This is a genomic window from Burkholderia sp. 22313 (assembly GCF_052045245.1).
GTDB lineage: Bacteria > Pseudomonadota > Gammaproteobacteria > Burkholderiales > Burkholderiaceae > Burkholderia.
On record NZ_JBQEON010000009.1, the window covers coordinates 83,584 to 96,569 of the forward strand.

Annotated in this window: 12 protein-coding genes; 10 read left to right on the forward strand and 2 right to left on the reverse strand. The window is 68.6% G+C overall.

Translation table 11 applies throughout. The annotated features are described in order from the left end of the window. Nucleotides 1-17: 17 nt before the first annotated feature. On the reverse strand, nucleotides 18-941 hold the full coding sequence (locus tag ACTJKF_RS09950; RefSeq protein WP_440623377.1) for a carbon-nitrogen hydrolase family protein: 924 nt from the start codon (nucleotides 939-941) through the stop codon (nucleotides 18-20). Nucleotides 942-1,028: 87 nt separating this feature from the next. Between ACTJKF_RS09950 and ACTJKF_RS09955 the strand changes: the two genes are divergently transcribed. From ACTJKF_RS09955 to ACTJKF_RS09970, 4 genes are all read left to right on the forward strand, one after another. Beyond that, nucleotides 1,029-1,949 (forward strand): LysR family transcriptional regulator, encoded by a 921-nt coding sequence (locus ACTJKF_RS09955; RefSeq protein ID WP_440623378.1) that lies wholly within the window; start codon nucleotides 1,029-1,031, stop codon nucleotides 1,947-1,949. 269 nt (nucleotides 1,950-2,218) lie between these two features. Further along, nucleotides 2,219-2,728 carry an NUDIX hydrolase gene (locus tag ACTJKF_RS09960; RefSeq protein ID WP_440623379.1) on the forward strand — a complete coding sequence of 170 codons (510 nt, stop codon included), beginning with the start codon at nucleotides 2,219-2,221 and terminating at the stop codon, nucleotides 2,726-2,728. Continuing rightward, entirely contained in the window at nucleotides 2,725-3,873 is a 1,149-nt protein-coding gene (mnmA, locus tag ACTJKF_RS09965) for a tRNA 2-thiouridine(34) synthase MnmA (RefSeq protein ID WP_440623380.1), read from the forward strand. The genes ACTJKF_RS09960 and mnmA overlap by 4 nt, the downstream gene beginning before the upstream one ends. Before the next feature lie 118 nt (nucleotides 3,874-3,991). Continuing rightward, nucleotides 3,992-5,611, forward strand: coding sequence for an FMN-binding glutamate synthase family protein (locus tag ACTJKF_RS09970; RefSeq protein WP_440623381.1), 1,620 nt, complete (start codon nucleotides 3,992-3,994; stop codon nucleotides 5,609-5,611). 120 nt (nucleotides 5,612-5,731) lie between these two features. Here the strand turns inward: ACTJKF_RS09970 and ACTJKF_RS09975 are convergent, their stop codons facing one another. Further along, nucleotides 5,732-6,346, reverse strand: coding sequence for a glutathione S-transferase family protein (locus ACTJKF_RS09975; RefSeq protein WP_440623382.1), 615 nt, complete (start codon nucleotides 6,344-6,346; stop codon nucleotides 5,732-5,734). Between the two features lie 185 nt (nucleotides 6,347-6,531). On the opposite strand from ACTJKF_RS09975, the gene ACTJKF_RS09980 reads away from it, so the two are divergent. The 6 genes from ACTJKF_RS09980 to ruvC all read left to right on the forward strand — a co-directional run bounded on the left by ACTJKF_RS09980 (nucleotide 6,532) and on the right by ruvC (nucleotide 12,942). Next, nucleotides 6,532-7,929, forward strand: a complete 1,398-nt coding sequence (locus tag ACTJKF_RS09980; RefSeq protein ID WP_440623383.1) for an aminopeptidase P N-terminal domain-containing protein — start codon at nucleotides 6,532-6,534, stop codon at nucleotides 7,927-7,929. 89 nt (nucleotides 7,930-8,018) lie between these two features. After that, nucleotides 8,019-9,197, forward strand: a complete 1,179-nt coding sequence (locus tag ACTJKF_RS09985) for a UbiH/UbiF/VisC/COQ6 family ubiquinone biosynthesis hydroxylase (protein WP_440623384.1) — start codon at nucleotides 8,019-8,021, stop codon at nucleotides 9,195-9,197. A 143-nt stretch (nucleotides 9,198-9,340) separates the two neighbouring features. Beyond that, a complete protein-coding gene (gene dusB / locus ACTJKF_RS09990; protein ID WP_440623385.1) occupies nucleotides 9,341-10,408 on the forward strand; it encodes a tRNA dihydrouridine synthase DusB in 1,068 nt (355 codons plus the stop codon). Further along, complete coding sequence (locus tag ACTJKF_RS09995) at nucleotides 10,405-10,638, forward strand: Fis family transcriptional regulator (RefSeq protein WP_006476892.1); 234 nt, start codon at nucleotides 10,405-10,407, stop codon at nucleotides 10,636-10,638. The genes dusB and ACTJKF_RS09995 overlap by 4 nt, the downstream gene beginning before the upstream one ends. A gap of 44 nt (nucleotides 10,639-10,682) precedes the next feature. Continuing rightward, a complete protein-coding gene (gene purH, locus ACTJKF_RS10000) occupies nucleotides 10,683-12,248 on the forward strand; it encodes a bifunctional phosphoribosylaminoimidazolecarboxamide formyltransferase/IMP cyclohydrolase (protein WP_440623386.1) in 1,566 nt (521 codons plus the stop codon). Between the two features lie 151 nt (nucleotides 12,249-12,399). Continuing rightward, nucleotides 12,400-12,942 (forward strand): crossover junction endodeoxyribonuclease RuvC, encoded by a 543-nt coding sequence (gene ruvC / locus ACTJKF_RS10005; protein ID WP_440623387.1) that lies wholly within the window; start codon nucleotides 12,400-12,402, stop codon nucleotides 12,940-12,942. The last annotated feature ends 44 nt before the right edge of the window (nucleotides 12,943-12,986 follow it).

Sequence of the window (12,986 nt, forward strand, 5' to 3'; positions counted from 1 at the left end):
CGCCCCGGCAGCCGCCGTCACGCCCCGAACACCACCGACCGCTTCGGCCGCTCGTCGACGTGCAGCGAAAACACGTCGGCGCGCGCATAGTGCCCGACCACGTCGAAGTCGTAACGCGCCCGCACGAGTTCGTCGGTATCGATGCGCGCGGTGACGAGCCCGGCCTCGCCGATCAGCGGTTCCGTCAGCAGGTCGCCGAGCGGCCCGACGATCACGCTGCCGCCGCGGATCAGCGGCCGCTCGGGATCCCAGCCCGGCACGTCGATGCCGAGCGCGCGCGGCGACGGCTGCACCTGGCACGCGCTCACGACGAAGCAACGGCCCTCGTGCGCGATGTGGCGCATCGAGCTTTGCCACAGGTCGCGCTCGTCGACGGTCGGCGCGCACCAGATCTGCACGCCTTTCGCATACATCGCGCAGCGCAGCAGCGGCATGTGGTTCTCCCAGCAGATCGCGGCACCCGCGCGGCCCGCCGCCGTGTCGACCACCGGCAGCGTCGAGCCGTCGCCCTGGCCCCAGATCAGCCGTTCGGTGCCGGTCGGCATCAGCTTGCGGTGCTTCGCGACGAGCCCGTCGCGCGGATCGAAGAACAGCGCCGTGCAATACAGCGTGCTGCCGCCGCGCTCGATCACGCCGACCACGAGGCTCGCACCGGTGCGCTGCGACAGCGCGGCGAGCTCGTCGGTTTCCGGCCCCGGCACGTCGATCGCCTGCGCGGCGTAACGCGCATACGCGTCGCGGCCTTCGGGCAGCCGGTAGCCGAGCCGCGTGCCGAAGATCTCGCCTTTCGGATAGCCGCCGAGCACGGCCTCGGGCAGCACGACGAGCGACGCGCCGCTGTCGCGGATCGCGGTTTCGTAGCCGAGGATCGTGTCGAGCGTGGCGCGCGTGCCGGCGGGCGATGCGCCGATCTGCAGCGCGGCGATGACTGAGGTGGACATGAAGGCGTCTCCGATCAATACGATGAGGGGTGACGCCATCTTTATCGATATCATTTCATCGATCAAATCGATACAACGATAACTGACATGAATGTGGATGATATCGCCGGACTCGACCTGAACCTGCTGAAGGTGTTCGAGGCGCTGTACGAGGAAGGCGGCGCGAGCCGTGCGGCGCTGCGGCTCGGCCTCACGCAATCGGCCGTCAGCGCGGCGCTCGCGCGGCTGCGCGTGATCTACGCCGATCCGCTGTTCGTGCGCACCGGCCGCGGGCTCGCGCCGACGCCGCGCGCGGACGAACTGAAGCCGATCCTGTCCGACGCGCTCGACCGCTGCCGCGAGAGCCTCGCGATCGCGGCCGACGGTGGCGAGCGGGTCGGCCGCACGATCTCGATCGGGCTGTCGGACGACTTCGAGATCGCGCTCGGCCGCGCGCTGATCGACGCGGTCGCGCGGGGCGCCGCGGGCATCCGGCTGATCTTCCGGCAGACGCACAGCGGCATCGCGGGCGACGCGCTGCTGCGGCACGGCGTCGATCTCGCGATCGCGTCGGGCGGGTTTTCGGCGAACGGCCTCAGCCGGCGCGCGGTCGCGACGGGCGGCTACGCGTGCCTGGTCGATCCGGGCGGCCGTGCGCGTTCGCCCCGCACGCTCGCGCTCGCCGATTTTCTCGCGCGCGAACACCTGCTCGTGTCATCGGGCGGCGTGATCGGGATCGTCGACGAAGCGCTGGCCGCGCTCGGCCACAAGCGGCGCGTCGCGGCCTCGACCACGCATTTCGCGGCGCTGCCGTACCTGCTCGCCGGTTCCGACGCGGTGGCGACGATTCCCGCGCACGCGGCACGCGCGATCGCGCAGTCGACGTCGCTGCGCGCGCTTGCGTGCCCGGTCGAGTTGCCGCGCTATCCGGTGGAAATCGGCTGGCGGACGAGCACGCAGCGCGACCCGGCGATCGTGCGCGTGCGGGACACGATCGCCAGCTGCGTCGCGCAGATCGTCACACCGTGAAAAACGGGGGTTGATCCTGCTCGAGGCGTGCCGGCCCCCTCTGCTCGCACGCGCCGCGCCGCCCGTGCGGGTCGCGCGGATCGTCGCGCCATGAAAGGCGGGGCGCCCGGGCCGGTTGCCACGGCCGCCCGCCGCGCGACCCAGGCCGCGCCAGCCGGGCGTGTCGCGGCGAATGCGGCGCCCCGCCGCCAGCGCATGAACGACCGGGGTCGGATTCGTCTAACCACATGGCCGGCAGCGTCCGGGCGCAACCGGTAAAATGCCGAACCATGAAACCCGAAATCTGGACCCCGCATGTGACCGTCGCGGCGCTCGTCGAGCGCGCCGGCCGCTTTCTCATGATCGAGGAAGAAACCTCGACGGGCCTGCGCATCAACCAGCCGGCCGGCCATCTCGAAGCCGGCGAGACGCTCGCCGACGCCGTGATCCGCGAGACGCTCGAGGAAACCGCGCATCCGTTCGTCCCCGCCGCGCTCGTCGGCGTCTATCTCGCGCACTACGACCGCCCCGGCAGCGCCGGCGCGACCTACCTGCGCTTCACGTTCTGCGGCACGGCCGGCGAGCCGCTGCCGGGCCACGCGCTCGACGACGGCATCGTCCGCACGCTGTGGATGAGCGCCGACGAACTGCGCGCGTGCGGCGAGCGCCACCGCTCGCCCGCGGTGATGCGCTGCGTCGACGACTATCTCGCCGGGCGGCGCATTCCGCTCGATTTCGTGCACACGCATTCGGTCGCGCCGCGCCCGGAAGCATTCGACCGTCAGGCGGTAGGCAAATGAGCAAGCGCCGTGTAGTAGTGGGCATGTCGGGCGGCGTCGATTCGTCGGTGACCGCGTGGCTGCTGAAGGAACAGGGCTACGACGTGGTCGGCCTGTTCATGAAGAACTGGGAAGACGACGACGACGGCGAATACTGCTCGACGCGCCAGGACTGGATCGACGTGGTGTCGGTCGCCGACCTGATCGGCATCGACGTGGAAGCGGTGAACTTCGCGGCCGAATACAAGGACCGCGTGTTCGCCGAATTCCTGCGCGAATACTCGGCCGGCCGCACGCCGAACCCGGACGTGCTGTGCAACGCCGAGATCAAGTTCAAGGCGTTCCTCGACCATGCGATGTCGCTCGACGCGGAAATGATCGCGACCGGCCACTACGCACGCGTGCGCGAGCGCGACGGCCGCTTCGAGCTGCTGAAGGCCTTCGACCACACGAAAGACCAGTCGTACTTCCTGCACCGGCTGAACCAGGCGCAACTGTCGAAGACGATGTTCCCGCTCGGCGAGATTCCCAAGACGAAGGTGCGCGAGATCGCCGCGCAGATCGGCCTGCCGAACGCGAAGAAGAAGGATTCGACCGGCATCTGCTTCATCGGCGAACGGCCGTTCCGCGATTTCCTGAACCGTTATCTTCCGACGAAACCCGGCCCGATGAAGACGCCGGACGGTAAGGTCGTCGGTGAGCACATCGGCCTCGCGTTCTATACGTTCGGCCAGCGCAAGGGCATCGGTCTCGGCGGCAGCAAGGACGGCAACGGCGACCCGTGGTTCGTCGCCGCGAAGGACATCGCGTCGAACACGCTGTACGTCGTGCAGGGCCACGATCATCCGTGGCTGCTGTCGCACCAGCTGGTCGCCGGCAACGTGAGCTGGGTCGCGGGCGAGCCGCCGGCCGACGGCTTCGCGTGCGGTGCGAAGACACGCTATCGGCAAGCCGACGCGGCCTGTACGTTCGCCCGGGCCGCGGACGGACGCTTCTCGCTCGCGTTCGCCGGCGCGCAATGGGCGGTCACGCCCGGCCAGTCGGCCGCGCTGTACGACGGCGAGATCTGCCTCGGCGGCGGGATCATCGAGTTCGCGGCCACCGGCCAGCCCGGCCAGACGGCACCGGCCGCGGCCCCCGCCGGCGCACTTGCCGAAGCACGCTGACATCCATTCGGTTTAGACTTGCGGCACGCCGCGCCCGGCGGAACACGATTCCGCCGCGGCCGGCGCGCCGCCGCGCAGCGAACGCATGGCGGCATTTCAAGATGCTTATGGAGTCCCCATGCTTTCTCGACGCTACCTCGCGATGTGGTGTGCCGTCCTGCTGCTCATCGCGGCGGCCGCACTCGCGTCGATCCACGTGCTGTCCTGGCTGTGGATCATCATCCCCGTCGCCCTCGTCGGCCTCGGCGTGTACGACCTGAAGCAGGACCGCCACGCGATCCTGCGCAACTACCCGCTCTGGGGCCATCTCCGCTTCCTGTTCGAGTTCATCCGCCCCGAAATCCGTCAGTATTTCGTCGAGGACGACACCGACGAGAAGCCGTTCTCGCGCGCGCAGCGCAGCCTCGTCTACCAGCGCGCGAAGAACGTCGCCGACAACCGCCCGTACGGCACCGAACTGAACGTGAAGGCGGTCGCGCACGAATGGATCAGCCACTCGCTCGCGCCGACGAAGCTGCCGAACCACGACTTCCGCATCCGGGTCGGTGCAAGTCGCGCGCAGCCGTACGACATCTCGATCTTCAACATCTCGGCGATGAGCTTCGGCTCGCTGTCCGCGAACGCGATCCGCTCGCTGAACCTCGGCGCGAAAAAAGGCGGGTTCGCGCACGATACCGGCGAAGGCTCGCTGTCGAAGTACCACCGCGAGAACGGTGGCGACATCATCTGGGAAATCGCGTCCGGCTACTTCGGCTGCCGCAACGACGACGGCACGTTCAATCCCGACAAGTTCGCGAAGCAGGCCGCCGATCCGCAGGTCAAGATGATCGAGGTCAAGCTGTCGCAGGGCGCGAAGCCGGGCCACGGCGGCGTGCTGCCGGCCGCGAAGATCACGCCCGAGATCGCCGAGACGCGCGGCGTGCCGATGGGCAAGGACTGCATCTCGCCCGCCACGCACTCGGAATTCTCGACGCCGCGCGGGCTGCTCGAATTCGTCGAGCGGCTGCGCACGCTGTCGGGCGGCAAGCCGACCGGCTTCAAGCTGTGCATCGGCCATCCGTGGGAATTCTTCGGGATCGCGAAGGCGATGGTCGAGACGGGCATCGTGCCGGACTTCATCGTCGTCGACGGCGCGGAAGGCGGCACCGGCGCGGCCCCGCTCGAATTCACCGACCACGTCGGCGTGCCGCTGCAGGAAGGACTGCTGCTGGTGCACAACACGCTCGTCGGGATCGGCGTGCGCGACCGCGTGAAGATCGGCGCGAGCGGCAAGATCATTACCGCGTTCGACATCGCGCGCACGCTCGCGATCGGCGCGGACTGGGTGAACTCGGCGCGCGGCTTCATGTTCGCGGTTGGCTGCATCCAGGCGCAGCACTGCCACACCGACCGCTGCCCGACCGGCGTCGCGACGCAGGACCCGGTGCGCCAGCGCGCACTCGTCGTGCCGGACAAGGCCGAGCGCGTGTACAACTTCCACCGCAATACGCTGCATGCGCTGCAGGAACTCGTGCAGGCGGCTGGCCTCGGCCATCCGTCCGAACTGCGCGCGCATCACATCGTGCAGCGCGTCGCGCCGCATGAAGTCCGGCTGATGTCGCAACTGCTGAAATACCTGAAGCCCGGCGCGTTGCTCGACGGCCAGACCTGCGGCTACACGCTGTACGACAAGTGGTGGCCGATCGCGCGCAGCGATTCGTTCGTGCTCGGCGAGAGCGTTTACGCGTCGATCGAATAACGCGGTCCGTTTGATACGTGCGATACGTGCGATCGCCGCGCGCCGCGGCGATCCGCCAAAAGGAAAAGCGCCCCGCGGGGCGCTTTTCCTTTGTCTGCCCCATTCGCGGCCGGCGGCCGGTCAGGCTTGCGGCAGCGTATCGGCGAACGTCTGACGCTGCGACAGCTTCGCGAAATGCTTGTCGAGGTTCGGATGGCGGTCGCGCCAGTTCAGCTCGGGCATCCGGAAGTCGAGGTAGCCGAGCGCGCAGCCGAGTGCGATGTCGGCGAGCGTGTAATGATTACCGACGCACCACGTCTTGCCGCCGAGGCCCTGCGACATCGCGACGAGCGCATCGTCGATCTTGCGCTGCTGGCGCGCGATCCAGCTCGCGCTGCGCTGCGCTTCGTCGCGCAGCGTGTGTTCGAGACGAATCGCCACGGCCGCGTCGAGCACGCCGTCGCCCAGCGCTTCCCAGCAACGCACTTCGACCCGTTCGCGCCCCGACGGCGGAATCAGCTTGCCGACCGGCGACAGCGTGTCGACGTATTCGCAGATCACGCGGGAATCGAACACCGCGGCGCCATCTTCCATCACGAGGCACGGGACCTTGCCGAGCGGATTCGATGCATGAATGTCCGTCTCCGGCGCCCACACGTTCTCGAGTTCCAGCTTGTAGTCGATCTTCTTTTCAGCCAGCACGATCCGCGCCTTTCTGACGTACGGGCTGCTGAGCGAACCGATTAATTTCATCATCTGCCTTTTTAAGGGAACCGCCGGGAGTATACGTTGTCGCCGATCATAACCGGCCGGCGTGGCCGGGTAGAAAATCGTCCGTCCGGCCTGTGGATGGTTTGCAACAGCCGTCGCCGAGCCCCGTCCGGCGTGGCTTGCAGCCCCCGGTTTCACGCGCCGCGTCCGGCGGCGCTACAATCGCACGAATGAATGCGCCCCTCGATACCGCCATCGCCGTCGACGTCTACCGCCAGCGCCGCGAACGCGTGCTTGCCGCACTGCGCGCCGCCGGCGGCGGCGTCGCCATCGTCTCCACCGCGCCGGAACTGCTGCGCAACCGCGATACGGCCTTCCCGTACCGGCATGACAGCTACTTCTACTACCTGACGGGCTTCACCGAGCCGGATGCCGTGCTCGTGCTGAACGCGGCCGGGTCGCATGGCGCGCCGGAATCGATCCTGTTCTGCCGCGCCAAGAATGCCGACCGCGAGATCTGGGAAGGTTTTCATTACGGGCCCGAGGCCGCGCGCGACGCGTTCGGCTTCGACGCGGCCTATGCGGTCGACGTGATCGACACCGAAATGCCGCGCCTGCTCGCCGATGCGGGCACCGTGCACTACCGGTTCGGCGCATCGGCCGAGTTCGACCGCCAGCTGGCCGGCTGGATCGACGCGGTGCGCACGCAGGCACGCGCGGGCATCGCCGCGCCGGACGCGCTGCTCGACCTCACGCCGCTCGTCGACGACATGCGGCTCGTGAAGGACGAACACGAACTCGCGATCATGATGCGCGCCGCGCACATCTCCGCGCTCGCACATCGCCGCGCGATGCAGGTGTGCCGCCCGGGGATCCGCGAATACGAACTCGAGGCCGAGCTGCTGTATACGTTCCGCAAGCATGGCGCGCAGGCGCCCGCGTACGGCTCGATCGTCGCGGCCGGCGCGAACGCGTGCGTGCTGCACTACCCGGCCGGCAACGCGGCCGCGCAGGACGGCGACCTGATCCTGATCGATGCCGCGTGCGAGCTCGACGGCTACGCGTCGGACATCACGCGCACGTTCCCGGCCAACGGGCGCTTCTCCCCCGCACAGCGCACGCTGTACGACATCGTGCTCGCCGCGCAGCAGGCCGCGATCGACGCGACGCGCGCGGGCGTGGCGTTCGAGGCGCCGCACGATGCGGCCGTGCGCGTGCTCGCGCAGGGGCTGCTCGATACCGGCATCATCCCCAAGACGCGCTTCTCGAACGTCGACGACGTGATCGCCGAGCGTGGCTACGCGCGCTTCTACATGCACCGCACCGGCCACTGGATCGGGATGGACGTGCACGATTGCGGCGACTACCGCGAGCGGCTCGCCGCGCGCGACGCCAACGGCGCGCTACCGTGGCGCACGCTGAAGCCCGGCATGACGCTCACCGTCGAGCCGGGCCTGTACGTGCGGGCCGCCGACGACGTGCCGCCCGAATACTGGAACATCGGCATCCGCATCGAGGACGACGCGATCGTGCGCGAGCAGGGTTGCGAGCTGATCACGCGCGACGTGCCGGTGGCTGCCGCCGAGATCGAGGCGCTGATGCGCGCGGGCTCGGCGCACGGCGCGTGAGCCGGCCGCAGGCTGCCAGCGACCCGCGCCGACGCGCCGGTGCCCGCCGTTGATCCGCCGTTGACCGTTACACCGTTTCACGAACACTGATGACGACCGCTTCCTCTCCGGCCACGCCGGACTACGACCTCGCCATCGTCGGCGCGGGCCCCGTCGGGCTCGCGCTCGCCGGATGGCTCGCACGACGCAGCGCGACGCAGCACGCGTCGATCGCGCTGATCGACGCGCGCGAGCCGGCCGCGAGCGCGAACGATCCACGCGCGATCGCCGTGTCGCATGGCAGCCGCGTGCTGCTCGACACGCTCGCCTGGCCCGCCGACGCAACGCCGATCGAACACATCCACGTGTCGCAGCGCGGTCATTTCGGCCGCACGCTGATCGATCGCGACGAACACGACCTCGCCGCGCTCGGCTACGTGGTGCGCTACGGCTCGATCGTGCAGGCACTCGCGCAGGCGGTGCGCGGCACGCGCGTCGACTGGCTCACGTCGACCACCGCGCGCCCGCCGCGGCAGGATGCCGACGGCGTCACGCTGACGCTCGACGGCCCGCAAGGCGAACGCTCGCTGCGCGCGCGCATCGTCATCAACGCCGAAGGCGGGCTGTTCCACGAACAGCACGCCGACACCGGCAATCATCGCCGCGACTACGGCCAGACCGCGATCGTCGGCACGGTCACGGTGTCGGCGCCGCGTCCGAACGTCGCGTGGGAACGCTTCACGCACGAAGGCCCGCTCGCGCTGCTGCCGCTTGGCGGCGCCGAGTATTCGCTCGTGTGGTGCTGCACGCCCGACGAGGCCGCGCGCCGCGCCGCCCTTCCCGACGACGCGTTCCTGCGCGAACTCGGCGCGGCCTTCGGCGAGCGCATGGGCCAGTTCGTCGCGATCGCGGGGCGCGCATCGTTCCCGCTCGGCCTGAACGCGGCGCAAACGCTCGTCAGCGGACGCATCGCGATCGTCGGTAACGCCGCGCAGACGCTTCATCCGGTCGCGGGCCAGGGGCTCAACCTCGGGCTGCGCGATGCGCACACGCTCGTCGACACGCTGTCCACGCAAGGCTTCGAAGCGACCGCGCTCGCGACCTTCAACGCGCGGCGCACGCTCGACCGGCGCTTCACGATCGGCGCCACCGACACGCTCGCACGCCTGTTCACGATCGACGCCGGCCCGCTGCCGCTGCTGCGCGGTGCGGCGCTCACCGCGCTCGAGTTCGTCCCGCCGCTCAAGAAGGCGATCGCGCGCCAGATGATGTTCGGCCAGCGCAACTGACGCGCTGCGCGCCGCGCTTGGCGCGCAGCCGGGCCACGCAAACCGGGTCAAATCGGCGGGGCATGGGAATACGGTAAAATGCGCGTTTTCCCTCCGCCCTTTTTTGCCCGCGACGCCCGGCGCCCGCGGGCGGTGCCATTGCGATGCCCGTTATCGGCTCTCACGTTTTGCGTAACAACCTGTTCGTCGCCCCGATGGCCGGGGTGACGGATCGTCCGTTCCGCCAGCTGTGCAAGCGGCTGGGGGCCGGATACGCCGTGTCCGAGATGGTCGCGTCAAACGCGCAGCTGTGGAAAAGCGCGAAGACGATGCGGCGGGCAAACCACGAAGGCGAAGTCGAACCGATCGCGGTGCAGATCGCCGGCGCCGATCCGGCGATGATGGCCGAAGCGGCCCGCTACAACGTCGACAACGGCGCGCAGATCATCGACATCAACATGGGCTGCCCGGCGAAGAAGGTCTGCAACGTCGCGGCCGGCTCCGCGCTGCTGCAAAACGAGCCGCTCGTGCAGCGGATCGTCGAGGCCGTCGTCGCGGCGGTCGGCACGGGGCCGGATGCGGTGCCCGTCACGCTGAAGATCCGCACCGGCTGGGATCGCGACCACAAGAACGCGATCACGGTCGCGCGCCTCGCCGAAGCGGCCGGCATCTCGATGCTGACCGTGCACGGCCGCACGCGCGCCGACCTCTACCGCGGCGACGCGGAATACGACACGATCGCGGCCGTGAAGGCGGCCGTTCGCATCCCGGTCGTCGCGAACGGCGACATCACGTCGCCGGCGAAAGCGAAGGCCGTGCTCGACGCAACCGGCGCCGACGCCCTGATGATCGGTCGCGCCGCGCAAGGCCGGCCGTGGCTGTTCCGTGAAATCGATCATTTCCTGCAAACCGGCGAGCTGCTGCCCCCGCCGCTGATCGACGAGATCCAGCACGTGATGAACGAACACCTGGAAGACCACTACGCGTTCTACGGTGAATTCACGGGTGTCCGTACTGCGCGCAAGCACATCGGCTGGTACACTCGCGGCCTTTCCGGTGCCAACGGGTTCCGGCACAAGATGAACACGCTCGATTCCACCCGCGAGCAGCTCGCCGCCGTCAATGCCTTCTTCGACGCGCAAAAGGCGCTGTCGGACCACCTCGTCTACGTCGATGACGAAGCGGAAAACGGCCAGGGCGAGTCGGACGACCATAACCAGTTAGCAGCATGAGCAAGCACAACATCGAACAATGTGTCCGCGAGAGCCTGGACGTGTATTTCCGGGATCTAGACGGCTCCAATCCGCACGACGTCTATGAAATGGTGATGTCCTGCGTCGAAAAGCCGATGCTCGAGGTCGTGCTCGTACAGGCCGGCGGCAACCAGTCGCTCGCCGCCGAGTACCTCGGCATCAATCGCAATACGCTGCGCAAGAAGCTGCAGCAGCACGGCCTGCTGTAGGCAGCCGTCCCGTCCCCGTTTCCCTGGCTATTGGTGGTTCCATCATGATCAAGCAAGCGCTCATTTCCGTTTCCGACAAGACCGGCATCGTCGACTTCGCGAAGTCGCTGTCCGGCCTTGGCGTCAAGCTGCTGTCGACCGGCGGCACCGCGAAACTCCTCGCCGACGCGGGCCTGCCCGTGACCGAAGTGGCCGACTACACGGGCTTCCCGGAAATGCTCGATGGGCGCGTGAAGACGCTGCACCCGAAGGTGCACGGCGGCATCCTCGCCCGCCGCGACCTGCCCGAGCACATGCAGGCGCTCGAGCAGCACGGCATCCCGACGATCGACCTGCTGGTCGTGAACCTGTACCCGTTCGTCGCGACGATCGCGAAGGACGACTGCACGCTCGCGGACGCGATCGAGAACATCGACATCGGCGGCCCGACGATGCTGCGCTCGGCCGCGAAGAACCACCGCGACGTGACGGTCGTCGTCGATCCGGCCGACTACGCGGTCGTGCTCGACGAAATGAAGGCGAACGGCAACGCGATCGGTTACGCGACCAACTTCCGCCTCGCGACGAAGGTGTTCGCGCACACCGCGCAATACGACGGCGCGATCACGAACTACCTGACGAGCCTGACCGACGAGCTGCAGCACGCATCGCGCAGCGCGTACCCGGCCACGCTGAACATGGCGTTCGACAAGGTGCAGGACCTGCGCTACGGCGAGAACCCGCACCAGAGCGCCGCGTTCTACCGCGACCTCGCCGCGCCGGCCGGCGCGCTGGCGAACTACCGCCAGCTGCAGGGCAAGGAACTGTCGTACAACAACATCGCGGATTCGGACGCGGCATGGGAATGCGTGAAGACGTTCGACGCGCCGGCCTGCGTGATCATCAAGCACGCGAACCCGTGCGGCGTTGCCGTCGGCAACGACTCGGCCGACGCGTACGCGAAGGCATTCCAGACCGACCCGACGTCGGCGTTCGGCGGCATCATCGCGTTCAACCGCGAAGTCGACGAGACGGCCGCGCAGGCGGTGGCGAAGCAGTTCGTCGAAGTGCTGATCGCACCGTCGTTCTCGGACGCCGCGAAGCAGGTGTTCGCCGCGAAGCAGAACGTGCGTCTGCTCGAGATCGAACTGGGCGACGGCCATAACGCATTCGACCTGAAGCGCGTGGGCGGCGGCCTGCTCGTGCAGTCGCTCGATTCGAAGAACGTGCAGCCGAGCGAGCTGCGCGTCGTCACGAAGCGCCAGCCGAGCGCGAAGGAAATGGACGACCTGCTGTTCGCGTGGCGTGTCGCGAAGTACGTGAAGTCGAACGCGATCGTGTTCTGCGGCAACGGCATGACGCTCGGCGTCGGCGCCGGCCAGATGAGCCGCGTCGATTCCGCTCGCATCGCGAGCATCAAGGCGCAGAACGCGGGCCTCACGCTGGCCGGTTCGGCCGTCGCGTCGGATGCGTTCTTCCCGTTCCGCGACGGTCTCGACGTCGTCGTGGCAGCCGGCGCGACCTGCGTGATCCAGCCGGGCGGCTCGATGCGCGACGACGAAGTGATCGCGGCAGCCGACGAGCACGGCATCGCGATGATCCTGACGGGCGTGCGGCACTTCCGTCACTGATCGCACGCGGCCCGCGCGGCCGCGGCACGCAAACCCGGCGGCATCGCACCCGCCGGGTTTTTTATTGCGCGACGCCGGCGCACGCGAGCGTGCGGCCAGTGCCGCGCACCATTCGTTGTAGTATCGCTGCATCAGGTTTTTCTCCTCACTCATGCGAATTCTCGGCATCGACCCCGGCCTGCGCGTCACCGGCTTCGGCGTCATCGACGTCAGCGGCCACCGGCTCGCCTATGTCGCGAGCGGCGTGATCCGCACGCCCGCGGCCGACCTGGCCACCCGGCTCGGCACGATCTTCCAGGGCGTCTCGACGCTCGTGCGCGAGCACGCGCCCGACCAGGCCGCGATCGAACAGGTGTTCGTCAACGTGAACCCGCAGTCGACGCTGCTGCTCGGGCAGGCGCGCGGCGCCGCGATCTGCGGGCTCGTCTCCGGCGGCCTGCCGGTGGCCGAATACACCGCGCTGCAACTGAAGCAGGCCGTCGTCGGATACGGCCGCGCGACCAAGTCGCAGATGCAGGAGATGGTCACGCGGCTGCTCAACCTGAGCGGCCAGCCCGGCAGCGACGCGGCCGACGCGCTCGGGATGGCGATCTGCCATGCGCACAGCGGCAATACGCTCGGCACGATCAGCGGCCTCGCGCCGGCGCTCGCGAAAAAGGGGCTGCGCGTGCGGCGCGGCCGGCTCGTCGGCTGACGCAGCGGCGCGCACCACGCACGATGCCCGATGCGGCGCCTCGA

What these genes read in the sequence shown, in the direction of transcription:
- ACTJKF_RS09970 (WP_440623381.1), top strand. Translation starts at nt 3,992, where the DNA reads ATGCTTTCTCGACGCTACCTCGCGATGTGGTGTGCCGTCCTGCTGCTC.
- ACTJKF_RS09955 (WP_440623378.1), top strand. Translation starts at nt 1,029, where the DNA reads ATGAATGTGGATGATATCGCCGGACTCGACCTGAACCTGCTGAAGGTG.
- ACTJKF_RS09980 (WP_440623383.1), top strand. Translation starts at nt 6,532, where the DNA reads ATGAATGCGCCCCTCGATACCGCCATCGCCGTCGACGTCTACCGCCAG.
- ACTJKF_RS09985 (WP_440623384.1), top strand. Translation starts at nt 8,019, where the DNA reads ATGACGACCGCTTCCTCTCCGGCCACGCCGGACTACGACCTCGCCATC.
- ACTJKF_RS09995 (WP_006476892.1), top strand. Translation starts at nt 10,405, where the DNA reads ATGAGCAAGCACAACATCGAACAATGTGTCCGCGAGAGCCTGGACGTG.
- mnmA (WP_440623380.1), top strand. Translation starts at nt 2,725, where the DNA reads ATGAGCAAGCGCCGTGTAGTAGTGGGCATGTCGGGCGGCGTCGATTCG.
- ACTJKF_RS09960 (WP_440623379.1), top strand. Translation starts at nt 2,219, where the DNA reads ATGAAACCCGAAATCTGGACCCCGCATGTGACCGTCGCGGCGCTCGTC.
- ACTJKF_RS09950 (WP_440623377.1), bottom strand. Translation starts at nt 941, where the DNA reads ATGTCCACCTCAGTCATCGCCGCGCTGCAGATCGGCGCATCGCCCGCC.
- dusB (WP_440623385.1), top strand. Translation starts at nt 9,341, where the DNA reads ATGCCCGTTATCGGCTCTCACGTTTTGCGTAACAACCTGTTCGTCGCC.
- ruvC (WP_440623387.1), top strand. Translation starts at nt 12,400, where the DNA reads ATGCGAATTCTCGGCATCGACCCCGGCCTGCGCGTCACCGGCTTCGGC.
- purH (WP_440623386.1), top strand. Translation starts at nt 10,683, where the DNA reads ATGATCAAGCAAGCGCTCATTTCCGTTTCCGACAAGACCGGCATCGTC.
- ACTJKF_RS09975 (WP_440623382.1), bottom strand. Translation starts at nt 6,346, where the DNA reads ATGATGAAATTAATCGGTTCGCTCAGCAGCCCGTACGTCAGAAAGGCG.